Here is a 22,531-nt window from a genome sequence, read left to right on the forward strand (position 1 = left end):
GTGAGTGCTGGCCGGTCAGGCGCCCATGATGTGCACGCCGGCGTCGACGTGCACGATCTCGCCGGTGGTCTTCGGGAAGAAGTCCGACAGCAGACCGACGACACCGCGTCCGGCCGGCTCCGCGTCGGACATGTCCCACTCCATCGGGGCGCGGTGGTTCCAGACGTCCGCGAGCGACTCGAAGCCCGGGATGGACTTGGCGGCCATCGACTTGAGCGGTCCGGCCGAGATCAGGTTGCAGCGGATGTTCCGCCGGCCCAGATCGCGGGCGAGGTAGCGGTTCGTGGACTCCAGGGCCGCCTTGGCGACACCCATCCAGTCGTACTTCGGCCAGGCGAACTGCGCGTCGAAGGTGAGGCCGACGACCGAGCCGCCGCGCTCCATCAGCGGCAGGCAGGCCGTCGTCAGCGACTTGAGGGAGTACGCGGAGACGTGCACCGCCGTCGAGACGTCCTCCCAGCTGCCTTCGAGGAAGTTGAAGGCGCCCTGCGGGCCGAAGGCGATCGAGTGCACGACACCGTCGAGCCCGGCGCCCTCGCCCTGGATCTCGCGCACCTTGTCGGCCAGGCCGTCCAGGTGCTCCTGGTTGGTGACGTCCAGCTCGATGACCGGGGCGGTCTTGGGCAGCCGCTTGGCGATGCGCTCGACAAGCGTGAGCCGGCCGAAGCCGGTCAGGATGACCTCGGCGCCCTCCTCCTGGGCCACCTTGGCGGCCTGGAAGGCGATGGAGGACTCCGTGAGGACGCCCGTCACGAGAATGCGCTTGCCGGCGAGGATTCCACTCATGTGATCAGTGACCCATGCCCAATCCGCCGTCAACGGGAATGACGGCTCCAGTGATGTACGAGGCGTCGTCGGAGGCGAGGAACCGCACCGTCGCGGCGATCTCCTCCGGCTGCGCGTAACGGCCGAGCGGCACCTGCGAGACGATGCCCGCGCGCTGCTCGTCGGTGAGGACCTTCGTCATGTCGGTGTCCACGAAGCCGGGCGCGACGACATTGAAGGTGATGTTGCGCGAGCCCAGCTCACGCGCCAGCGAGCGGGCGAAACCGACCAGCCCCGCCTTGGAGGCGGCGTAGTTCGCCTGCCCCGCCGAGCCGAGCAGCCCGACGACCGAGGAGATGAGTACGACCCGGCCCTTCTTGGCCCGCAGCATGGCACGGTTGGCGCGCTTGACGACACGGAAGGTGCCGGTGAGGTTGGTGTCGAGTACGGAGGTGAAGTCGTCCTCGGACATCCGCATCAGCAACTGGTCCTTGGTGACACCGGCGTTGGCCACCAGCACCTCCACGGGACCGTGCTTCTCCTCGATCTCCTTGTATGCCTGCTCCACCTGCTCGGCATCGGTGATGTCGCAGCGGACCGCCAGGCACCCCAGCTCCACCAGAGCCTCGGGCGGCTCACCGGAACGGTAGGTGATGGCGACCTTGTCGCCGTTGTCGGCGAAGGCGCGGGCGATGGCGAGGCCGATGCCCCGGTTTCCTCCGGTTACGAGAACCGAGCGGCTCAACGGATCAGCCTTTCCCTAGCGGTCTTGTATCGCTAGAAACCTATCGGCCCCGATCCGGCCATGAGCGATCGCCCCCTGACAGCGCCCGACGACGGACCCTGTTGGATCCCTACAGAACCGGCGTCCCCTCCAAGGCGTCCGCGGCGCGCCTTCGCCGTCGGACAGGAGTGAGAAGTGGGCACAAAGACATGTGGGGCGGTCGGAGTCGGCCGAGACAGATCTTCGCCGCCCGCGTTGTCGGTGCCGCGTGATTCACTGCGAGGAGCTGTCACGTCCCGAGAGCCCGAGAGTGAGAGAAGGGGAGGCATCCGTGCCCCACGAGGTGGATCAGTCGTTCCTGGCGCTGCCGCTACGGGCGCTCGCCGACGCCGCGCTGGCCCGGGCGCGGGCGCTCGGTGCCGAGCATGCCGATTTCCGGTTCGAGCGGGTGCGCAGCGCGTCCTGGCGGCTGCGTGACGCGAAGCCGGCCGGTTCTTCGGACACCACGGATGTGGGGTACGCGGTCCGGGTGGTGCACAGCGGCTCCTGGGGTTTCGCCTCCGGGGTGGATCTGTCGATGGACGCGGCGGCGCGGGTGGCCGGGCAGGCCGTGGCGATGGCGCGGCTGTCCGCGAAGGTGATCGCCGCCGCCGGTTCGGACGAGCGGGTCGAGCTGGCCGCGGAGCCGGTGCACGCCGAGAAGACCTGGGTGTCGGCGTACGGCATCGACCCGTTCGAGGTGCCCGACGAGGAGAAGGCCGCGCTGCTGGCCGAGTGGAGCGGGCGGCTGCTGCGGGCCGAGGGTGTGGCGCATGTGGACGCGTCGCTGGTGACCGTCCATGAGAACAAGTTCTACGCGGACACGGCGGGTACGGTCACCACCCAGCAGCGGGTCCGGCTGCATCCGCAGCTGACGGCGGTCGCGGTGGACGGCGACAGCGGCGGGTTCGACTCGATGCGGACGATCGCGCCGCCGGCCGGCCGCGGCTGGGAGTATCTGACGGGCACCGGCTGGGACTGGGACGCGGAGCTGGAGCGGATACCGGAGCTGCTCGCGGAGAAGATGCGCGCGCCGAGCGTCGAGGCGGGGACGTACGACCTGGTGGTCGACCCGTCCAACCTCTGGCTGACGATCCACGAGTCGATCGGCCACGCCACGGAGCTGGACCGGGCGCTGGGGTACGAGGCGGCGTACGCGGGCACGTCGTTCGCGACCTTCGACCAGCTGGGCAAGCTGGCGTACGGCTCCTCTGTGATGAATGTGACGGGCGACCGCACCGCCGAGCACGGGCTCGCGACCATCGGGTACGACGACGAGGGCGTCGAGGCGCAGTCGTGGGACCTGGTGAAGGACGGCACCCTGGTCGGGTATCAGCTGGACCGCAGGATCGCGAAGCTGACGGGCCTCGGCCGCTCCAACGGCTGCGCGTTCGCGGACTCGCCGGGGCATGTGCCGGTGCAGCGGATGGCGAACGTGTCGCTGAAGCCGGATCCCGGCGGGCTCGCGACGGAGGATCTGATCGGCGGGGTGGAGCGCGGCATCTATGTGGTCGGCGACCGGTCCTGGTCGATCGACATGCAGCGGTACAACTTCCAGTTCACGGGCCAGCGCTTCTTCCGGATCGAGAACGGCCGGCTGGCGGGCCAGTTGCGCGATGTCGCCTACCAGGCGACGACAACGGACTTCTGGGGCTCGATGGAGGCGGTCGGCGGACCGCAGACGTATGTCCTGGGCGGTGCCTTCAACTGCGGCAAGGCCCAGCCGGGCCAGGTCGCGGCGGTCTCGCACGGCTGCCCGTCCGCACTGTTCCGCGGCGTCAACATCCTTAATACGACTCAGGAGGCCGGACGATGACGGCGACCACCTCCCCCGGCCGGGGGTCCGGGGGTCGTCCCCCGGGACAGCACAGCCTTAATACGACTCAGGAGGCGGGACGATGAGCGGCGCGATCAGGAGCAGCAGGCCGCACGAGATAGTCGAGCGCGCGCTCGAACTGTCCACCGCCGACGGCTGTGTGGTCATCGCGGACGAGCAGTCGTCGGCCAATCTCCGCTGGGCGGGCAACGCGCTGACCACCAACGGGGTCACCCGGGGCCGTACGCTCACCGTCGTCGCGACCGTCGACGGCGCGCGGGGCACCGCGTCAGGGGTGGTGTCGCGGGCCGCGGTGACGGCCGACGAGCTGGAGCCGCTGGTCCGGGCCGCCGAGGCCGCCGCGCGCGGGGCCGGGCCGGCCGAGGACGCGGGGCCGCTGGTGGCGGCCGGAGAGGCGTCGGGCGACTTCACGGACGCGCCCCTGGAGACGACCTCCGCCGTCTTCGCGGACTTCGCGCCGGCGCTCGGCGAGGCGTTCGCCCGGGCCCGGGCGGGCGGCCGTGAGCTGTACGGCTTCGCGAACCACGAGCTGACGTCGACGTATCTGGGGACGTCGACGGGGGTGCGGCTGCGCCACGACCAGCCCAACGGCACCCTTGAGGTGAACGCCAAGTCGCCGGACCGTACGCGGTCGGCGTGGGCGGGCCGGGCCACCCGCGACTTCAAGGACGTCGACCCCGGCGCGCTCGACGCGGAGCTGGCCCGCCGGCTGGCCTGGGCCGAGCGGAGGATCGAGCTGCCCGCCGGGCGGTACGAGACGCTGCTGCCGCCGACCGCCGTGGCCGATCTGCTGATCTACCAGCTGTGGTCCTCGGCGGCCCGGGACGCGGTGGAGGGCCGTACGGTCTTCTCCCGCCCCGGCGGCGGCACCCGTGTCGGGGAGACCCTCTCCCCGCTGCCGCTCACGCTCCGCTCGGACCCGGCCGAGCCGGGGCTGGAGTCCGCGCCGTTCGTGATCGCGCACGCGTCCGGCGACGACGCGTCCGTCTTCGACAACGGTCTGCCGCTGTCCCCGACGGACTGGGTACGGGACGGCAAGCTGGACCGGCTGGTCACCACCCGGCACAGCGCCGCCCTGACCGGCCTCCCGGTCGCGCCGGGCATCGGGAACCTGATCCTGGACGGCGCCGGTGAGCGGTCGCTGGAGGAGATGGTGGCGGGCACCGCGCGCGGGCTGCTGCTGACCTGCCTCTGGTACATCCGCGAGGTCGACCCGGCGACGCTGCTGCTCACCGGGCTGACCCGGGACGGGGTGTATCTGGTGGAGAACGGCGAGGTCGTCGGCGAGGTGAACAATTTCCGGTTCAACGAGTCGCCGGTCGATCTGCTGTCCCGGGCCACCGAGGCGGGGCGTACGGAGAAGACGCTGCCGCGCGAGTGGGGCGACTGGTTCACCCGGGCCGCGATGCCCGCGCTGCGGGTGCCCGACTTCAATATGAGTTCGGTCAGCCGGGGCGTATGACCCCCATAGACTGACCGGTGGTACATCCATTGACGTGCGAGGAGAGACCCGACCGTGACGGACATCGTCGACGAGCTGAAGTGGCGCGGGCTGTTCGCCCAGTCCACTGACGAGGACGCTTTGCGCAAGGCGCTCGCGGACGGTCCTGTCACGTTCTATTGCGGCTTCGACCCGACGGCGCCCAGCCTGCACGTGGGCCATCTGGTGCAGGTGCTGACCGTGCGCAGGCTCCAGCAGGCCGGACACCGGCCGCTGGCGCTGGTCGGCGGGGCGACGGGGCAGATCGGTGACCCGCGCCCGACGGCCGAGCGGACGCTGAACGATCCGGAGACGGTGGCCGGCTGGGTGGCCCGGCTGCGGTCGCAGATCGAGCCGTTCCTCGCCTTCGACGGGCCGAACGCGGCGACGATGGTCAACAACCTGGACTGGACCGCGGGCCTGTCCGCGATCGAGTTCCTGCGGGACATCGGCAAGCACTTCCGGGTGAACAAGATGCTCACGAAGGACTCGATCGCCCGCCGGCTGGAGTCCGACGAGGGCATCAGCTACACCGAGTTCAGCTACCAGCTCCTCCAGAGCATGGACTTCCTGGAGCTGTACCGGCGCTACGGCTGCGTCCTCCAGCAGGGCGGCAGCGACCAGTGGGGCAATCTCACCGCCGGTCTCGATCTGATCCACCGGGTCGAGCCGGGCGCCGAGGTGCACGCGCTGGCGACACCGCTGATGGTGAAGGCGGACGGCACGAAGTTCGGCAAGACGGAGGGCGGGGCGGTCTGGCTCGACCCGGCCATGACCACGCCGTACGCGTTCTACCAGTTCTGGCTGAATGTGGACGACCGCGACATCTCCGCCTACAGCCGCATCCTCAGCTTCAGGTCGCGGGCCGAGCTGACCGAGCTGGAGGCGCTCACCGCGGAGCGTCCGCAGGCCCGCGCGGCCCAGCGGGCGCTGGCCGAGGAGCTGACGACGCTCGTGCACGGCGCGGACCAGTGCGCGGCGGTCGTCGCCGCGTCCCGGGCGCTCTTCGGCCAGGGCGAGCTGACGGAGCTGGACGAGGCGACGCTCGGCGCCGCGCTCTCCGAGGTGCCGCACGCCACGGTCGCCGCTCCGGCGCCGGTGGTGGACCTGCTGGTCGAGACGGGTCTGGCGGCGAGCAAGTCGGCCGCGCGCCGTACGGTCAAGGAGGGCGGCGCGTACGTGAACAACGTGAAGGTCGCCGACGCGGACGCGGTCCCGGACCGGTCGGAGCTGCTGCACGGCCGCTGGCTGGTGCTGCGCCGCGGCAAGAAGAACCTGGCCGCGATCGAGATCGCCCAGGGCTGACCGCCCGACCGTACCTACGGACAACTGCCGGGCTGTACGGGAAGAAGCCTTCCCGTACAGCCCGGCAGCCGTGTGTCCTGTTTTCGGGGGCTAGATTCTCTCGCGATGGTTCTCGGTGCCCCTGCCGCCCCTGATCGCACTCCAGAGTTTCGCGCCCAGGGCGACCACGACGATGGCCCCGATCAGCTGGAGCACATGGCGGGTCCAGTCGATGCCACTGGTGTGGCGGACACCTATCCATCCCGCGACGGCATTGCCGAGAATGCTGCCCAGGATGCCGAACACAGCCGTCAGCCACAGCGGGATCTGCTGCTTGCCGGGGATGATCGCACGGGCGATCAGACCGAGCACCAGCCCCACGACGATGACCCACAACCAACTCATGGTCGCCTCCTCACGCGGCGCGATATGCGCATGACCGACAGTCTGTGCCGGTCGGCCATTCGGCGCATGTCGGGCAGGGCCGTACGAGGTGGACCGGCGGGGGCGCGAGGGCGACCCCCTCTCGTTCCCGGGAGAGCCGCGGCGTACCGTGGTGGGGCCCCGGTCCGGGGCGAGCCGGCACAGCTGAATCGGGTGGTGGGTCGGGATGCGGAAGAAGAGCGGCTCCGAGGTCTTCCAGATCACGGGAGCGCGCCGGGGACTGGCCGAGGATGTGCGCGGGCGGCAGCGCCGCTATGTGATCTCCATGTCGCTGCGGACCGTCGCGGTGATCGCGACCGCCGCGCTGTGGAACGTCCAGCGGCCGATCGCGATCGTGGCCCTGGCGCTGGGTGTGCTGCTGCCCTATGTGGCGGTGGTGATCGCCAACGGCGGCCGGGAGAACGTCACTTCGCTCCCGTCCACCTTTGTGACCGTCGAGCCGCGTACGATGATCGCGCCGCCCGCCGAGCAGGTCGCGCCCGCCGCGGCGCCGACCGGCGACGGAGCCGGGGAGCGCGGCCGGGACGATATCCAGAACGGCCGGGGATAGACCAAGCTCAAGAAAACCTCAGATCAATCGTGAAGTTCTTGTGCACGACACCCCCCTGTCCGTGACATACTTTGCAGGCGCTCCGCATCCCCCGTCGGAGCGACAGACCGACGCCGGGCAGCTCCCCCCGTGGCTGCCCGGCGTCGTTTTTTTCGGTCGGCGTCGTTTTCTCGGCCGTAGGGTGGAGAGGTGAACTTCCCCCTCTTCGACGGCCCCGCCCAGAGCGGCCCCGATGGCGCCGCCACCGCCCCCGTCTGCTCCGCCAAGGGGTGCCGCGTCGCCGCCGTATGGGTCCTGGCCTGGAACAATCCCAAGCTGCACACGCCGGAGCGGCGCAAGACATGGCTGGCCTGCGAGGAGCACCGGGAGCATCTCTCCTCGTTCCTCGGGGTACGCGGCTTCCTCAAGGACGTGGTGACGCTGGACGCGTGGGAGCGGTCCGCGGCGGACGGCGACCCGGCGGGCGGTGTGTCCGGCTCAGCCGCCGATGGCTGACATGGGGCGGTCCGGCTGGAGGAACTCCGGGTCGTCCAGACCCGATCCGGCCTTCTTTCCCCACATCGCGGTCTTCCAGAGGCCGGCTATCTCGTCGTCGGACGCGCCGGAGCGCAGCGCGCCGCGCAGATCCGTCTCCTCCTGGGCGAAGAGGCAGTTGCGCACCTGGCCGTCGGCCGTGAGCCGCGTACGGTCGCAGGCTCCGCAGAACGGGCGGGTGACGGAGCCGATGACGCCGACCCGGTACGGCCCGCCGTCCACCGTCCAGCGCTCGGCCGGGGCGGAGCCCCGCTCCTCGGCGCCCTCGTCGGTGAGCGTGAAGCGCGTACGCAGCGAGGCGAGGATGTCACCGGCCGTGATCATGCCCGCGCGCTTCCAGCCGTGCTGGGCGTCGAGGGGCATCTGCTCGATGAACCGCAGCTCGTAGCCGTGCTCCAGCGCCCAGGCCAGCAGGTCGGGGGCCTCGTCCTCGTTGAGCCCCGGCATCAGTACGGCGTTGATCTTGACCGGGGTCAGTCCCGCCTCGTGCGCGGCGCGCAGTCCGGCGAGGACGTCCGCGTGCCGGTCGCGGCGGGTGAGGGTCTTGAAGGCGGCGGGGCGCAGGGTGTCCAGCGAGACATTGACCCGGTCGAGCCCGGCCTCCTTCAGCGCGGCGGCCGTACGCCCGAGCCCGATGCCGTTGGTCGTCAGGGATATCTCGGGGCGCGGCGCCAGCCCGGCGCAGCGCGCCACGATCCCGACGAGGCCGGGGCGGAGCAGCGGCTCACCGCCGGTGAAGCGGACCTCGGTGATCCCGAGGCGGCCGACGGCGATGTCGATCAGCCGGATGATCTCGTCATCGCTCAGCAGGTCGGACTTGGTGAGCCACTGGAGGCCCTCCTCCGGCATGCAGTACGTGCACCGCAGATTGCAGCGGTCCGTGAGCGAGACACGGAGATCGGTGGCGACGCGGCCGAAGGTGTCGATAAGCACGGTGAGCCTCCTCCCGAGTGGTGATCCGAACGTACTGACCGAACACGTTCGAGCCTACGTCAGACCACTGACACCGACGTGGCCGCGCCGCGGGGAACGCGGCGCGGCCACGGAGGGCGTGGGGAACGACCGGCTCAGTGCGCCCCCGTGCCCGTCAGGGATTTGACCTCCAGCTCCGCGTACTTGCCCGTGTCCGGCTCCTCCTTCGACAGGACGGTGCCCAGCCAGCCGAGCAGGAAGCCCAGCGGGATCGAGATCAGCCCGGGGTTCTCCAGCGGGAAGAAGTGGAAGTCGACGTCCGGGAACATCGACGTGGGCTTCCCCGAGACGACCGGCGAGAAGAGCACCAGCAGCACCGAGGAGGTCAGCCCGCCGTAGATCGACCACAGCGCGCCCTGGGTGGTGAATCTCTTCCAGAACAGGCTGTACAGGATCGTCGGCAGGTTGGCGGAGGCCGCGACGGCGAAGGCGAGCGCGACCAGACCGGCCACGTTCAGATCGCGGGCGAGGGCGCCGAGCGCGATGGAGACGACGCCGATGGCGACGGTCGCCCAGCGGGCCGCCCGTACCTCTTCCTTCTCGGTGGCTTCACCCTTACGGATGACGTTTGCGTAGATGTCGTGCGCGAAGGACGACGAGGACGCCAGGGTCAAGCCCGCGACCACGGCGAGGATGGTGGCGAAGGCGACCGCGGAGATCACGGCGAGCAGGATCGCGCCCCCGGTCGACCCCGCGCCGCCGCCGATCTCCAAGGCGGTCAGCGGTGCCGCCGTGTTGCCGGACTTGTTGGAGGCGATGATGTCGGCGGGCTTGAGCAGGGCCGCGGCGCCGAAGCCGAGCACGATGGTCATCAGGTAGAAGGAGCCGATGATGCCGATCGCCCAGATGACCGACTTCCGGGCGGCCTGCGCGGTCGGAACGGTGTAGAAGCGGATCAGGATGTGCGGCAGTCCCGCCGTACCGAGCACCAGCGCGATGCCGAGCGAGATGAAGTCCAGCTTCGAGGTCGCCGTGGCTCCGTACTTCAGCCCCGGCTCCAGGAAGGCCGAGCCCTTGCCGCTGTTGCTCGCGGCCGTACCGAGCAGGTCGGAGAGGTTGAAGTGGAACTTCCACAGGATCAGGAACGTGATCAGCAACGTACCCGCGATGAGCAGGACGGCCTTGACCATCTGGACCCAGGTGGTGCCCTTCATCCCGCCGATCGTGACGTAGAGGATCATGAGCAGCCCGACCAGCGCGACGATGACGATCTTCCCCGCGTCGCTGGTGATGCCGAGCAGCAGCGAGACCAGCACGCCCGCGCCGGCCATCTGCGCCAGCAGATAGAAGATCGACACGACGATGGTGGAGGTGCCGGCGGCGGTACGGACCGGACGCTGGCGCATGCGGTACGCGAGGACGTCGCCCATCGTGTACCGGCCGGAGTTGCGCAGCGGCTCCGCGACCAGCAGCAGCGCCACCAGCCAGGCGACCAGGAAGCCGATCGAGTACAGGAAGCCGTCGTAGCCGAAGAGGGCGATGGCTCCGGCGATGCCGAGGAACGACGCGGCGGACATGTAGTCGCCGGAGACCGCGAGGCCGTTCTGGAAGCCGGTGAACTGACGGCCGCCCGCGTAGAAGTCGGAGGCGTTCTTGGTCTGCCGGCCGGCCCAGACCGTGATGATCAGGGTGGCCACCACGAAGAGCCCGAAGAGCGTGATGATCAGCGGCCGGTGCTCGCTGGCGTCGCCGGTGGCGGCGAGCTGGACGGGCACGAGCTGGAGCGGCACATCGACAGGCCCGCTCAGGAGTGCGACCGAGTGGCTCATGCGTCCGCCTCCATACGGGACTTGATGGCTTCGGCGCCCGGGTCGAGCCGGCGGGACGCGTGCCGCGCGTAGATCCAGGCGATCAGGAAGGTGGTGGCGAACTGCGCGAGACCGAACACCAGGGCGACATTGATGTTGCCGAAGAGCTTGGTGCCCATGAATCCGCCCGCGTAGTTGGACAGCAGGACGTACAGCAGGTACCAGGCGATGAAGGCGATGGTCAGCGGGAAGGCGAAGGCGCGGTACGTACGCCGCAGTTCGGCGAATTCCGCGCTCTCCTGCACCGCGACGAACTGAGCCGTCGTGGGCTGGGCCCTCGTGGGCGGTTCGGGTGCCGGGGGCTCGGCGGCCTGCGGCTCGGGCGGCGGTACGTCGGAAGCCACGGAATCTCCTCGTGACGCGGGTGCGGTGGAGTGGGACATGGCGCGGGGAACCTCACAAGGGGGGTGGGCGGATGCTCGTCCCCCTGACAACGGCACGGAGGGCACGGCGAAGCGGTTCACCCCAGGGCTTTTTCTTCCGGAATCAATCCGGAATTGACGCCGGGAACGATTGAAGAGCACCGATGATCAGCGATAGCTTCACTGGTCATGTACCCGTCCAGCGCAGCCCGCGCGGGGACGGCACTCACGGATGATGTGGAGAACCCATGGCTCATCTGGGATCCAGAAGGCGGCGCGCACTGGCGCTGCCCGTAGGTCTGGCGCTCACGGTCTCGCTCGGCTTCCTGCCGGGCACGGCCTCGGCCGCTCAGACGGGCGGACCCACGCCGGTCGTGACGGACGGTCCGAAGCTCTCGTACGTCGTCAACACGTACGGCGGGGCCCTGACGGCCACATCGGTCAAGAAGGCGATAGACCGGGCCGGCGGCACGGTGGTGACCTCCTACGACAAGATAGGTGTCATCGTCGCCACCTCGCAGAACCCCGAGTTCGCGAAGACCGTGCGCAAGGCCGGCGGGGTCTTCTCGGCCGGAGCCACCCGCACCGCACCGCTCCCCTCGCAGTCCACGACGGACATCGGCGCGCCCGTGGAGCTGACGGCCGAGCAGGTCGAGGCGGTGACGGCGGCGACGGCGAAGGCGTCTTCCTCCGCTTCCGCCGCGGCGGCCGAGCCGGACCCGCTGGAGCCCCTCCAGTGGGACCTGCCCGCCATCAAGGCGGACAAGGCGCACCTGAAGACGCTCGGCAGCTCGAAGGTCACCGTCGGTGTCATCGACACGGGTGTCGACGACACCCACCCGGACCTCGCGCCGAACTTCAACCGCGCGGCCTCGGTCAACTGCGTCAGCGGCAAGCCCGACACGACGGACGGCGCCTGGCGGCCGACCGCCGCGGAGAGCCCGCACGGCACCCATGTCGCGGGTGAGATAGCCGCGGCGAAGAACGGCATCGGCGTCACCGGCGTGGCGCCGGGCGTCCAGGTCGCGGGCATCAAGGCGTCCACCCCGGCCGGCTACTTCTACGCCGAGGCCGTCGTGTGCAGCTTCGTCTGGGCGGCCGACCACGGCATCGACGTGACGAACAACAGCTATTACACCGACCCGTGGTACTTCAACTGCGTGACCGACCCCGATCAGAAGGCCCTGGTCGACGCCCTCACCCGGGCCACCCGGTACGCGGAGAGCAAGGGCACGGTCAACATCGCCGCGGCGGGCAACGAGAACTACGACCTCGCCGCCCGTACGATCGACGACTCCTCCAGCCCGAACGACTCGACCCCGGTCGACCGCACCATCGACACGTCGAAGTGCTTCGACATCCCGACCGAGCTGCCGGGTGTCGTCACCGTCTCGGCCACCGGTGCGAAGGGCCTGAAGTCCTCGTTCTCGAACCACGGTCTCGGCGTCATCGACCTGACGGCCCCGGGCGGCGACGCCACCCGCTACCAGACCCCGGAACCCCCGGCGACCAGCGGTCTGATCCTCGGCCCGCTGCCGGGCGCCCGGTGGGGCTACATGGCCGGTACGTCGATGGCCTCCCCGCATGTCGCGGGCGTGGCCGCGCTGCTGAAGTCGACGCACCCGCACGCCTCGGCCGCCGCCATCAAGGCGCTGCTCAAGGTCCAGGCGACGAAGGTGGCCTGCCCCGAGACGTACGACCTCAACGGTGACGGCGTCGCCGACGCCGAGTGCACCGGAAGCAAGTACTACAACAGCTTCTACGGGGCGGGGCTTGTCGACGCCCTGGCCGCGGTGAAGTAGCGACGGACGAACGAAGGCGTGGACCGTACCCCCGAGGGCCGGGGTACGGCCCACGCCCGTACGCCCGTCCCCCCATAGCGGCCAACCGTCCAACCGCGCAAACCGGCCTCCCGGCGGACCCGTCCGCCGTACGATCCTGTGCACGGTGAACGGTGCGTGCCCGCGGACGGTGCGTGAGGCGGCCAGGGCGGCCAGAGGGCGGGCAATTCCGTGACGGGTATGGAAATGGCGCTGGTCCGGCTCGCGGGCGCGGTCGGCGGCGCCGTCGCGAAGTCGCTGCTCTCCCCGAGGCCGGGCGCCGCCCTGGTCCCCGACCCGCTCCGCCCGCTCCCCCGCCCGGCGAGCCCCGACCGGCTGGCGAAGGTGCTGGCGCGGCGCCTCTCCCCCTCGTACGCCTCGTACGCCGCCCTGCCCGAGCACGAACGGCTGGCGGCCGTCGATTCCGTACGGGACACCTTCGCGGCGGCGGGCGACCTGGGCGCCGAGCGGTTGTTCGCGCTGGATCTCGACCCGGCGCGGCTCCGCGACGAGCTGCGCTCCCCGGCGGCAGGGCTGGGTGAGCGGGCGCGGGGACTGTACGACGAGTTGCTCGGGCTGTGCTGCGCGCATCTGGTGGAGCAGCTGACGGCGCATCCCTCCTTCCCGGCGCGGGCGGCGGTGGAGCAGACGCGGGCGGCGGGGCGTACGCGCGAGCTGGTGGCGGACGTACGGGAGAGGCTGGGGCCGCGCGCGGACGCGGTGGCGCTCGACTTCGAGGCGCGGTACGCGGCCTATGTGACCGCCACCCACGGCCGGCTGGAGCTGTTCGGGCTGACGCTGGGCCGATCGAGCCGCGAACTTCCCCTGGACACCGCCTACATCAGCCTCGCCATGAGCGGCGAGCGGGAGATCCCGGGGCTGCCGCGCGTCGGCCCCGCGACGCTCACCACCGAACAGGCGCTGGCGGGCGCGGACCGGCTGCTGCTGCGCGGAGCGGCCGGTTCCGGCAAGAGCACACTGGTGCAATGGCTGGCCGTGACCGCGGCCCGACGCGGCTTCCTGCCCGAACTGGCGGACCTGAACCGGTGCGTCCCCTTCGTCCTGCGGCTGCGCGCCTTCACCGCGGCGGAGGCTCTCCCGCTGCCGGAGGACTTCCTGCGGGCGGCGGGCGTCCCGCTGACCCCGGCAGGAGGCTGGGCGGAGTCCCTGCTGACGGAGGGCCGGGCGCTGGTCCTGGTCGACGGTGTGGACGAGGTGCCGACAAGGCTGCGGGCGCGTACGGAAGCCTGGCTGAAGTCCCTGGTGGCGGCGTTCCCCCGGGCACGGTACGTGGTGACGACCCGCCCGTCCGCCGTCCCCGTGGACTGGCTGTCCGGGCTGAGCTTCGTGGCGCACTCGCTGCTGCCGATGGAGCGGGAGACCATCGGCTCGTTCGTCGGCCACTGGCACGACGCGGCACGGCTGGAGTGCCAGGCGGCCGACGAACGCGCGCGGCTCGACACGTACGAGACCTCCCTCATGCACGCCGTGACCACACGCCGGGACCTGGGCCGGCTGGCAACAAATCCGCTGATGTGCGCGCTGCTCTGCGCCTTGAACCGGGACCGCCGGATGCAACTCCCGCGAGCCCGGAAGGAGTTGTACGACGCGGCACTGGAAATGCTGCTCGTGCGGAGGGACACGGAACGCGAGATCCAGGGAGTCGAGGGCGTCACCCTCACCCGCGACGAACAGACGGCCCTGCTCCAGCGCCTCGCGTACTGGCTGATCCGCAACGGCCAGGTGGAGGCGGCACGGGACGAGGCCGTGGAGATGGTCGGCGCATGGCTGGCCGCGATGCCCCAGGTGGCGGGCGCGGCGGAGCACGTCTTCCAGCACCTGCTGATCCGCAGCGGCCTGCTCCGCGAACCGGTCCCGGGCGCCGTCGACTTCGTCCACCGCACCTTCCAGGACTACCTGGGCGCGAAGGCGGCGGTCGAGGCGCGCGACTTCGGCGTACTGGTGAAGAACGCGCACGACGACCAGTGGGACGACGTGGTACGGATGGCGGTCGGCCACGCCCGCGTGGACGAACGGGCGCGCCTGCTCAAGCAGTTGCTCCGCCGCGCGGACCGCGCACCCCGGCTGCGCAACCGGCTGGTACTGCTGGCGGCGACCTGCCTGGAACACGCACCGGAGCTGGATCCGGAGGTACGGGGCGAGGTGGAGCGGCGGACGGAGGAGCTGGTGCCGCCGCGTGGAAGGCAGGACGCGGAGGAGCTGGCGAAGGTCGGGGAGCTGGTCATCGAACTGCTGCCGGGGCCGGAGGGACTGGACGAGAGCACGGCGGCAGCGGTGGTGCGGACTGCGGGACTCATCAAGGGGGATGCCGCCCTCGCCGTGATCTCACGGTTCCGGGAGGACGTGCGGCCGTGGGTGGTCGACGAGGTGTCCGAGGCGTGGGGTTCGTTTGACAGTGAGTCGTATGCGAAAGCGATTCTGTCCGGCCAGGACTGGAGGGAGTGCTATCTGACCGTCTACTCCCCGGAACAGCTGCTGGCCTTACGTCACGTTCCCCAGGCCCAAAACGTGGGTGTGATCGGCAACCATCGCGATCTGACGCCTGTGCTTACCCTGGAACAGCTGAACGGGGTACAGCTAGTGGTCAACGATGTGCTCACCGACCTCTCCGTTCTCACGGCGCTCCCTCACCTCACCAGCGTGAGCCTGAACCGCTGTCTCGGGGTACGGGATCTGAAGGCTCTGGCCAGGCCCGGGCTCACCCATCTAAGTCTGACTGAGCTGCATCACGAGATTCAGTTGGACTCTCTGAGCGAGATGCCGGATCTCCAATTCGCCCATCTCGCCTCTCCCTTACTCATGGAGGGCGTCGGCGAACTGCCGATCGGCCCGCAGCTGACCAGCCTCTCGCTCGGCCTCCAGGCCCGCTACCTCGACTTGGCAGGCATCGAGCGCTGGCCACATCTCACAGAACTTACGCTGCGCGGATCGACACAGATCCGGCAGCTGGCCGGAATGCCATCGCTCAGCGGACTACGCGTATTGGACCTCCACCTCCAGGATCCGCTGGATCTCAGAGATATCAGCCATCTTGCTGAGCTTCAGACACTCATGCTGTGGAACTGCGAAGTGCCTGACGGGCTGGACCCGCTGCGCGATCTGCCGGCCCTTACCACTCTGCGGTTCTTCGACTGTGGCCAGTCGGGATCTCCGCTTGACCTGAGCCCGCTGGCCGATCTGGAGCAACTCACCATCACACTGTGGGAGAACGACACCCCCGCGACCGGCGCAGACCTCTTCCCGCCCGGCCGCATCATCCGCGACCCCAACTGAACCCGGCCGCAGCGGAGGACCGGACTACGGGTCTGTCAGCCCCGGCCCGTATTCTCTGTGACCATGCTTGACGACCAGACGACAGCAGTGACGTGGCCGGCCGCCTATCCCGAGGGGTACGCGGTCGTCGACGTCGAGACCACCGGCCTCGCCCGCGACGACCGGATAGTGTCGGCTGCCGTCTACCGCCTGGACGCCCGGGGCAATGTCGAGGACCACTGGTACACCCTGGTCAATCCGGAGCGCGATCCCGGGCCGGTGTGGATCCACGGGCTGACGACCGATGTGCTGGCCGATGCCCCGCTCTTCCCCGAGATCGCCGGTGCGCTGGCCGAACGGCTCGACGGCCGGGTGCTCGTGGCGCACAACGCGATCTTCGACTGGTCGATGATCTCCCGGGAGTACGCACGGGCGGAGCGGACCGCGCCCACCCGGCAGCGGCTGTGCACCATCGCGCTCTCCAAGGAGTTGGGGCTGCCGCTGCCCAACCACAAGCTGGAGACGCTCGCCGCGCACTTCGGTGTCGTACAGCAGCGCGCGCACCACGCGCTGGACGACGCGCGGGTGCTGGCCGAGTCGTTCCGGCCGAGTCTGCACGCGGCGGCCCGGGACGGCGTACGGCTGCCGCTGCTGGAGTGCCGGCCGCTCACCGAGTGGTCCGACGGGCCCGCGACGCCCCGGGTCGGCTATCAGGCGTCGTACCGGCAGTCGAGCTGGCGGCCCTCGCGCAAGCGGCCCGCGTGCCCGTATCCGAACCCCGGGCGGTATGTCGTGGGCGGGCGGCTGACACAGGGGATGCGGGTGGCGTTCTCGGGTGACACCTCCGTCGACCGCGAACTGCTGGAGGACCGGGCCGTGGAGGCGGGGCTGCATGTCGCGACGAGCATCTCGCGGCTGACCAGCCTGCTGGTGACCAACGACCCGGACTCGTCCACGTCCAAGACGGTCAAGGCCGCGTCGTTCGGCACACCGGTGATCGACGAGGCGGCCTTCACCCAGCTGCTGCGGGACGTGGCACCGGCCGACACGTCCCCCTGACGGCACATCGGGGCGGCTCCGGCGGTACGCGGGCGGCGGATACCGCCGCTCGGGTGCCCCGTCCGCGACCCGCCCCGGGGAGCCTTGCCAGCACCGTCCGCGCCACCGACCATCCAGCGCATGGCACGTTGCGAGGTATGCGGCAATGACTACGAGCTGGCGTTCTACGTGGAGACGCAGGACGGCGCGCGGCACGTCTTCGACTCGTTCTCCTGCGCCATCCACCGTATGGCGCCCATCTGTGAACACTGCCGGGTCCAGATCATCGGACAGGGCGTCGAGGCCGATGGCCACTGGTACTGCGGCGGGCACTGCGCCCGCGCGGACGGACGGGTGGGCATCGTAGACCGGGTGTGAGGCGGGCACACGCTCCCGCGCCGCAGCAGGGTCACGCGAAATGTCCACCCCCCGTCCGTGCCTCCGACGCCCCCCGAGTACCGTCGGAGGCGTGTACCGCTTCCTGTTGTCCCGGCAGTGGGTGATCCTCACCCTCCTCGGCCTCGCCCTCATTCCCACGATGATCGAGCTGGGCTTCTGGCAGTTCCACCGCCATGAGCACAAGGTCGCCCAGAACGCGCTGATCGCGGACAACCTCGATGCGAAGCCCGTCCCGGTCACCGAGCTGACCTCCCCGGGACACACCGTCCCGCGCGCCGACTACTGGCGTACGGTCACGGCCACCGGCCGGTTCGACCCGGCGCACGAGGTGGTCGTCCGGCGCAGGACCTCCAGCGACGACCGGATCGGCTACCACGTCCTCATCCCGCTGATCCTCAAGGACGGCCGCGCGGTCATCGTCAACCGCGGCTGGATCCCGGCGGGCGACGACCAGTACGCCTTCCCCCGCATTCCCGCCACGCCCAAGGGCGAGGTGACCATCACCGGCCGGCTCAAGGCCGACGAGACGGCGGCGGCCAGCGGTATCAAGGATCTGCGGGATCTGCCGCCGCGCCAGGTGATGCTGATCAACAGCGAGCAGCAGCAGGAGCTGGTGGGCCGTACGGTCCTCGGCGGCTATATCGAGCTGACCTCGCCCGTCCCCTCCGGCGGCAGCCCCCAGGCCGTCCCGACCCCCGACCACAGCGAGATCGGGCCGCACATGGCGTACGCGGTCCAGTGGTGGCTGTTCGTCGCCGCCGTGCCCGTGGGCTGGCTGATCCTCGTACGCAACGAGCGGCGCGACCGGATCGCCGCCGCGAAGAAGAAGGCCGACGACGAGGCGGCGGCGCGGTCCGAGCCGGAGCCCGTCCCCGCCGGAGCCTGACGCGCGGGAGCCCGGCACAACAACGCCCGGCACGACCGCGCGCCTGACGCGACAGCGTCACCCGACGCGCCGATGCCCTGCTTAGCGGCGCCGCGCCGAGGGAACAGCCATGGGCGTGACCCAACGCATCGAGGACTACGCGCTCATCGGCGACCTCCAGACCTCCGCCCTGGTCGGCAGGAACGGCTCCATCGACTGGCTGTGCCTTCCTCGCTTCGACTCGCCCGCCTGCTTCGCCGCGCTGCTCGGCACCGACGACAACGGCCACTGGCGCCTCGCCCCCACCGGCGCGGGCGACTGCACCCGGCGCGGCTACGCGGGTGACTCGCTCGTGCTGGAGTCCGTGTGGGAGACCCGGACCGGCACCGTCAAGGTCACCGACTTCATGCCGCAGCGCGATGCCGCCCCCGAGATCATGCGGATCGTCGAGGGCGTCAGCGGCCGGGTCGAGATGAGCGCCACCCTTCGGCTGCGCTTCGACTTCGGCTCCGTCGTGCCGTGGATGCGGCGCTCGCAGGGGCACCGGGTGGCGGTCGCCGGGCCCGACTCCGTCTGGCTGCGCAGCGAGCCCAAGGTCAAGACGTGGGGGCAGCACTACAGCACCTGTTCGTCGTTCACCGTCGAGGCGGGCGAGAAGGTCGCCTTCGTCCTCACCTGGCATCCCTCGCACGAACCCCGCCCGCCGCGCGTCGATCCGTACAAGTCCCTGGCGCGGAGCCTGAAGGACTGGCACAAGTGGTCGGCGCGCTGCCGTTACCAGGGGCCGCACCGCGAGGCCGTGATGCGCTCGCTCATCACCCTCAAGGCGCTCACGTACGGTCCGACGGGCGGGATCGTCGCCGCGCCCACCACCTCTCTGCCCGAGGAGCTGGGCGGGGTGCGGAACTGGGACTACCGCTACTGCTGGCTGCGCGACTCCACCTTGGCGCTGGGGGCGCTGGTCTCCGCCGGCTATCTGACCGAGGCGGCGGCCTGGCGGGACTGGCTGCTGCGCGCGGTCGCCGGGGATCCGGCCGATCTTCAGATCATGTACGGGCTCGGTGGCGAGCGGCGGCTGCCGGAGACCGAGCTGCCGTGGCTGGCCGGTTACGCGCGCTCCGCCCCGGTGCGTACCGGCAACGACGCGGTCAAGCAGCTCCAGCTGGATGTGTACGGCGAGGTCATGGACACCCTCGACCTCGCGCGGACGGCCGGGCTCGCGCCCAAGCCGCACGCGTGGAACATCCAGCTCAGTCTGCTGGGCTTCCTGGAGTCGAAGTGGCGCGAGCCGGACGAGGGGCTGTGGGAGATCCGGGGGCCGCGCCGGCACTTCACGCACTCCAAGGTGATGGTGTGGGTGGCCGCCGACCGGGCCGTACGGACGCTGGAGGCCGATCCGTCGCTCAGCGGCGACGTGGGGCGGTGGCGTGCGATGCGGGACGCCGTCCACCAGGAGGTGTGCGAGAAGGCGTACGACCCGGTGCGCAACACCTTCACCCAGTCGTACGGCTCCACCGAGCTGGACGCGGCGACGCTGCTGATCCCCCGGGTCGGCTTTCTGCCGCCGGACGATCCCCGGGTGGTCGGCACGGTCGACGCGGTACGGGCGGAGCTGGGCCACGAGGGGTTCGTCCGCCGCTACAGCACGGCCTCGGCGTACGGGGTGGACGGGCTGCCGGGCCGTGAGGGAACGTTTCTGGTGTGCTCGTTCTGGCTCGCGGACGCCCTGTACGCGACGGGGCGGCCGGCCGAGGCGGCCGAGCTGTTCCACCGGCTGCTGGCGCTCCGTAACGACGTGGGGCTGCTCTCCGAGGAGTACGACCCGGTGGCCCGGCGCCAACTCGGCAACTACCCGCAGGCGTTCAGCCATATCGGGCTGGTCGTGACCGCCCTCACGCTGGCGGGCCATGCCCTGGCCGGCGACGGCACGGCAGGATAGCCCCATGGATCTTGGACTGAAGGACCGTGTGTACATCGTCACCGGCGCCTCGCGGGGGCTGGGCCGGGCGACGGCTCAGGCGCTCGTCGCGGACGGCGCGAAGGTCGTCGTCTCCGGCCGCCACGAGGAGAGCGTCGCCAAGGCCGTGGCGGAACTCGGCCCCGGCGCCCACGGGGTGAGCGCCGACAACGCCGACCCGGCCGCCGCCGGCCGGCTGGTCGCCGCGGCCCGCGAGCACTTCGGCCGCCTCGACGGCATCCTGATCAGCGTCGGCGGGCCGGCGCCCGGCACGGCCGAGTCGAACACCGACGAGCAGTGGCAGTCGGCGTTCGAGTCGGTGTTCCTGGGCGCGGTACGGCTGGCCCGCGCGGCGGTGGCCGAGCTGGGCGAGGGCGGGGTCGTCGGCTTCGTCCTCTCCGGCTCCGTACACGAACCCATCGGGGGCCTGACCATCTCCAACGGGCTGCGCCCCGGGCTGGCCGGCTTCGCGAAGTCCCTGGCCGACGAGGTCGGCCCGCGCGGTATCCGGGTGGTCGGTCTGCTGCCGTCCCGGATCGACACCGACCGGGTGCGGGAGCTGGACGCGCTGTCGGGCGACCCGGTGGCGGCCCGGGAGGCGAACGAGGCCCGGATCCCGCTGCGGCGGTACGGCACCCCGGAGGAGTTCGGCGCGACGGCCGCGTTCCTGCTCTCCCCGGCGGCCTCGTATCTGACGGGTCTGATGATCCCGGTGGACGGCGGCACCCGCCGGGGCTTCTGACCGCGTACGGCCGCTGTGCCCTTGTCCGGCCCGGCCGCCGTCAGCTGACGCGTTCCGCCCGGTGCCGCGCCGCCCGCAGCCGTACCTCCGCCGGGAGGGACGCGAGGCCCGCCGAGTCGCGGGCCCGCGCCAGGGTCTCGTCGGTGAGGCGGTGCAGGACACCGCCCGGCACCGCGTGCGGTTCCAGCAGCAGCCGTACGCGGGCGCCGGGGCCGGTGCGGCGGCCGGTCAGCCGTACGTCGGCGCGCGCCACCCCGTCCATGGACTCCGCGTCGTCCGCCAGAGCGTTCTCCAGCGCCCGGCCGCGCAGTACGGCGGCCTCGCCGTCGCCGCTGTCGATCAGCACCTCCGCCGACCGGGCGCGCCGGAACTGCGCCAGCAGCCACCACAGGGCGAGGACGACCACGACCGCGAGGACGGCGATGACCACCGGCCACCACCAGCCGTCGCCGCGCCAGCGCTCGCGGTTCGCGCGGGTCAGCAGCGCGTCGTGCGGGCCGCCGTACGGCCACCAGGAGGGCACCGCCCAGCCCAGTCCCTGCGCCAGCACCACCCCGCCCGCGCAGAGCAGGATCAGGCCGACGAGGGCCAGCAGTAGCCGGTTGACCAGCCGGAGCATCGTGTCATCCCTTCCTGGCGGGCCTGCGGACACGCACCGTCAGCGCGGGCCGTCTGTCGAGGCCGAGGCCACGGACGCCGTCACCGAGCGCCCGCTCCAGATCGGCCCGTACGTCGTCCAGCGGACGGAAGTGGGACTGGACCCGGACCCGCACCCTCGACCGCCGCATCCGCACCCGCGCGGAGCGCACCCCGGAGACCTCCATCGCCCGGTCGCGCAGCGCGAGTTCGGCCGCCTCCCGGTCGAGTCCGGCCCGGACATGCGTGAACTCCCGGCGCATCGGCAGCAGTCGGCGCAGCCCGGGGGTGAGGGCGAGGGCCAGCAGCCACAGCCCGAGGGCCATGGCGAGGGCGGCGGCGGCCAGCACCCAGGTCCGGTCGAGCGGCTGCCGCTCCAGCTGGCGGGCGAGCTGGCGGCGCCAGGACATCGCCTCATGTCCCGCCCGGACGGCGGCGATGTCGTACAGCAGCAGCCCCGAGGCGCCCAGCACGATCAGCGAGACCACGGTGGCGGGGATCCGGCGGGCGGACCAGAAGCGGGTGGCGCGGGCGGCCGGGCCGTCGTCGTAGTCCGCGAGGGTCGGTACGGGCTCCCGCTCCGGAGCCTCCGCCGGATCCAGCGCGGCGGTGCCGCCCGCGCGCTCCCGCCCCTCGGGCACGGGTCCGCTCACCGGAGCCTCCCCCGCTCGGCGGTCCGCGACTGCGCGGAGTGCAGCCGTTCGACCCGTACGACCACCTCGGGCACTTCCATGTCCGCCAACGTCCTCACCCGGTGCACCACTTGACGGCGGACCGCACCGCACTGCGCTCCGATGTCCGACGGATAGTCCAGCTCGACGCCGACCTGTACGCGGGCGGTGCCGTGGTGCACCGTCACCGTCGCATGCGGCGGACGGCCGCCCTCCGGCACCCCGTCGAGCGCCTCCCGCGCGGCGCGCGCGGCGATCTTCGCGACGACCCGGTCGGCGATCGTCGTCGCCCCCCGGTCGGCCGCCGGCACCCCGTCACCGGCCATCCGCC

At 71.0% G+C, this 22,531-nt stretch carries 21 protein-coding genes; 12 read left to right on the top strand and 9 right to left on the bottom strand.

The annotated features are described in order from the left end of the window. Window positions 1–15: 15 nt before the first annotated feature. Both fabI and fabG read right to left on the bottom strand, forming a co-directional pair. Entirely contained in the window at window positions 16–786 is a 771-nt protein-coding gene (gene fabI, locus DVK44_RS05100) for an enoyl-ACP reductase FabI (protein ID WP_114658529.1), read from the bottom strand. A 4-nt stretch (window positions 787–790) separates the two neighbouring features. Next, on the bottom strand, window positions 791–1,510 hold the full coding sequence (gene fabG, locus DVK44_RS05105; RefSeq protein WP_114658530.1) for a 3-oxoacyl-[acyl-carrier-protein] reductase: 720 nt from the start codon (window positions 1,508–1,510) through the stop codon (window positions 791–793). 310 nt (window positions 1,511–1,820) lie between these two features. Between fabG and DVK44_RS05115 the strand changes: the two genes are divergently transcribed. The 3 genes from DVK44_RS05115 to tyrS all read left to right on the top strand — a co-directional run bounded on the left by DVK44_RS05115 (window position 1,821) and on the right by tyrS (window position 6,150). Next, window positions 1,821–3,344 carry a TldD/PmbA family protein gene (locus tag DVK44_RS05115; protein WP_114658532.1) on the top strand — a complete coding sequence of 508 codons (1,524 nt, stop codon included), beginning with the start codon at window positions 1,821–1,823 and terminating at the stop codon, window positions 3,342–3,344. An 82-nt stretch (window positions 3,345–3,426) separates the two neighbouring features. Next, window positions 3,427–4,827: a metallopeptidase TldD-related protein gene (locus DVK44_RS05120; RefSeq protein WP_114658533.1), complete on the top strand. Its 1,401-nt coding sequence runs from the start codon at window positions 3,427–3,429 to the stop codon at window positions 4,825–4,827. A 54-nt stretch (window positions 4,828–4,881) separates the two neighbouring features. Beyond that, window positions 4,882–6,150, top strand: coding sequence for a tyrosine--tRNA ligase (tyrS, locus tag DVK44_RS05125; protein ID WP_114658534.1), 1,269 nt, complete (start codon window positions 4,882–4,884; stop codon window positions 6,148–6,150). 90 nt (window positions 6,151–6,240) lie between these two features. Here the strand turns inward: tyrS and DVK44_RS05130 are convergent, their stop codons facing one another. Next, a complete protein-coding gene (locus DVK44_RS05130; protein ID WP_114658535.1) occupies window positions 6,241–6,534 on the bottom strand; it encodes a GlsB/YeaQ/YmgE family stress response membrane protein in 294 nt (97 codons plus the stop codon). Window positions 6,535–6,739: 205 nt separating this feature from the next. Here DVK44_RS05130 and DVK44_RS05135 point away from each other — a divergent pair, with 205 nt between their 5' ends. Then, window positions 6,740–7,123: a DUF3099 domain-containing protein gene (locus tag DVK44_RS05135; protein ID WP_114658536.1), complete on the top strand. Its 384-nt coding sequence runs from the start codon at window positions 6,740–6,742 to the stop codon at window positions 7,121–7,123. A gap of 189 nt (window positions 7,124–7,312) precedes the next feature. Further along, window positions 7,313–7,618, top strand: a complete 306-nt coding sequence (locus DVK44_RS05140) for a hypothetical protein (protein ID WP_114658537.1) — start codon at window positions 7,313–7,315, stop codon at window positions 7,616–7,618. Here the strand turns inward: DVK44_RS05140 and moaA are convergent. The 3 genes from moaA to DVK44_RS05155 form a co-directional block, all read right to left on the bottom strand. Then, window positions 7,601–8,590, bottom strand: coding sequence for a GTP 3',8-cyclase MoaA (gene moaA / locus DVK44_RS05145; RefSeq protein ID WP_114658538.1), 990 nt, complete (start codon window positions 8,588–8,590; stop codon window positions 7,601–7,603). The two genes, DVK44_RS05140 and moaA, sit on opposite strands and share 18 nt — an antisense overlap. Before the next feature lie 134 nt (window positions 8,591–8,724). Next, window positions 8,725–10,398, bottom strand: a complete 1,674-nt coding sequence (locus DVK44_RS05150) for a solute symporter family protein (protein WP_114658539.1) — start codon at window positions 10,396–10,398, stop codon at window positions 8,725–8,727. Continuing rightward, entirely contained in the window at window positions 10,395–10,781 is a 387-nt protein-coding gene (locus DVK44_RS05155; protein ID WP_228446996.1) for a DUF485 domain-containing protein, read from the bottom strand. Before DVK44_RS05155 ends, DVK44_RS05150 begins: the two co-directional genes overlap by 4 nt. A gap of 266 nt (window positions 10,782–11,047) precedes the next feature. Between DVK44_RS05155 and DVK44_RS05160 the strand changes: the two genes are divergently transcribed. The 7 genes from DVK44_RS05160 (at window position 11,048) to DVK44_RS05190 (ending at window position 20,893) form a co-directional block, all read left to right on the top strand. Beyond that, the gene (locus DVK44_RS05160) at window positions 11,048–12,601 is read left to right on the top strand and encodes a S8 family peptidase (protein ID WP_114658541.1); all 1,554 of its coding nucleotides are present in this window, start codon (window positions 11,048–11,050) and stop codon (window positions 12,599–12,601) included. A 219-nt stretch (window positions 12,602–12,820) separates the two neighbouring features. Further along, a complete protein-coding gene (locus tag DVK44_RS05165; protein WP_228447567.1) occupies window positions 12,821–15,913 on the top strand; it encodes an NACHT domain-containing protein in 3,093 nt (1,030 codons plus the stop codon). Window positions 15,914–15,970: 57 nt separating this feature from the next. Then, entirely contained in the window at window positions 15,971–16,951 is a 981-nt protein-coding gene (locus DVK44_RS05170; protein WP_114658543.1) for a DEDDh family exonuclease, read from the top strand. Between the two features lie 120 nt (window positions 16,952–17,071). Further along, window positions 17,072–17,308 carry a hypothetical protein gene (locus tag DVK44_RS05175; RefSeq protein ID WP_114658544.1) on the top strand — a complete coding sequence of 79 codons (237 nt, stop codon included), beginning with the start codon at window positions 17,072–17,074 and terminating at the stop codon, window positions 17,306–17,308. Between the two features lie 91 nt (window positions 17,309–17,399). Next, window positions 17,400–18,215 carry an SURF1 family cytochrome oxidase biogenesis protein gene (locus DVK44_RS05180; protein ID WP_114658545.1) on the top strand — a complete coding sequence of 272 codons (816 nt, stop codon included), beginning with the start codon at window positions 17,400–17,402 and terminating at the stop codon, window positions 18,213–18,215. A 115-nt stretch (window positions 18,216–18,330) separates the two neighbouring features. Next, window positions 18,331–20,133 carry a glycoside hydrolase family 15 protein gene (locus DVK44_RS05185; protein ID WP_114664913.1) on the top strand — a complete coding sequence of 601 codons (1,803 nt, stop codon included), beginning with the start codon at window positions 18,331–18,333 and terminating at the stop codon, window positions 20,131–20,133. A gap of 4 nt (window positions 20,134–20,137) precedes the next feature. Continuing rightward, entirely contained in the window at window positions 20,138–20,893 is a 756-nt protein-coding gene (locus DVK44_RS05190; RefSeq protein ID WP_114658546.1) for an SDR family oxidoreductase, read from the top strand. 40 nt (window positions 20,894–20,933) lie between these two features. Here DVK44_RS05190 and amaP read toward each other — a convergent pair whose 3' ends face one another. Genes amaP through DVK44_RS05205 form a run of 3 tightly spaced genes read right to left on the bottom strand, consistent with a single transcriptional unit; the run spans window position 20,934 to window position 22,526 of the window. Further along, the gene (gene amaP, locus DVK44_RS05195; protein ID WP_114658547.1) at window positions 20,934–21,512 is read right to left on the bottom strand and encodes an alkaline shock response membrane anchor protein AmaP; all 579 of its coding nucleotides are present in this window, start codon (window positions 21,510–21,512) and stop codon (window positions 20,934–20,936) included. Window positions 21,513–21,516: 4 nt separating this feature from the next. Next, window positions 21,517–22,182 (bottom strand): DUF6286 domain-containing protein, encoded by a 666-nt coding sequence (locus DVK44_RS05200; protein WP_228446997.1) that lies wholly within the window; start codon window positions 22,180–22,182, stop codon window positions 21,517–21,519. Beyond that, window positions 22,179–22,526: an Asp23/Gls24 family envelope stress response protein gene (locus DVK44_RS05205; RefSeq protein WP_114658548.1), complete on the bottom strand. Its 348-nt coding sequence runs from the start codon at window positions 22,524–22,526 to the stop codon at window positions 22,179–22,181. The genes DVK44_RS05200 and DVK44_RS05205 overlap by 4 nt, the downstream gene beginning before the upstream one ends. Window positions 22,527–22,531 lie beyond the last annotated feature (5 nt).

Origin of the sequence: Streptomyces paludis (genome assembly GCF_003344965.1) — a bacterium.
In the GTDB taxonomy this organism is placed as follows: domain Bacteria; phylum Actinomycetota; class Actinomycetes; order Streptomycetales; family Streptomycetaceae; genus Streptomyces; species Streptomyces paludis.

Excerpts from the sequence above, each read along its gene's own strand:
- amaP (WP_114658547.1), bottom strand. The coding sequence starts at position 21,512 with ATGCTCCGGCTGGTCAACCGGCTACTGCTGGCCCTCGTCGGCCTGATC.
- fabI (WP_114658529.1), bottom strand. The coding sequence starts at position 786 with ATGAGTGGAATCCTCGCCGGCAAGCGCATTCTCGTGACGGGCGTCCTC.
- DVK44_RS05130 (WP_114658535.1), bottom strand. The coding sequence starts at position 6,534 with ATGAGTTGGTTGTGGGTCATCGTCGTGGGGCTGGTGCTCGGTCTGATC.
- DVK44_RS05165 (WP_228447567.1), top strand. The coding sequence starts at position 12,821 with ATGGAAATGGCGCTGGTCCGGCTCGCGGGCGCGGTCGGCGGCGCCGTC.
- DVK44_RS05135 (WP_114658536.1), top strand. The coding sequence starts at position 6,740 with ATGCGGAAGAAGAGCGGCTCCGAGGTCTTCCAGATCACGGGAGCGCGC.
- DVK44_RS05175 (WP_114658544.1), top strand. The coding sequence starts at position 17,072 with ATGGCACGTTGCGAGGTATGCGGCAATGACTACGAGCTGGCGTTCTAC.
- DVK44_RS05205 (WP_114658548.1), bottom strand. The coding sequence starts at position 22,526 with ATGGCCGGTGACGGGGTGCCGGCGGCCGACCGGGGGGCGACGACGATC.
- DVK44_RS05160 (WP_114658541.1), top strand. The coding sequence starts at position 11,048 with ATGGCTCATCTGGGATCCAGAAGGCGGCGCGCACTGGCGCTGCCCGTA.
- DVK44_RS05190 (WP_114658546.1), top strand. The coding sequence starts at position 20,138 with ATGGATCTTGGACTGAAGGACCGTGTGTACATCGTCACCGGCGCCTCG.
- DVK44_RS05150 (WP_114658539.1), bottom strand. The coding sequence starts at position 10,398 with ATGAGCCACTCGGTCGCACTCCTGAGCGGGCCTGTCGATGTGCCGCTC.
- DVK44_RS05120 (WP_114658533.1), top strand. The coding sequence starts at position 3,427 with ATGAGCGGCGCGATCAGGAGCAGCAGGCCGCACGAGATAGTCGAGCGC.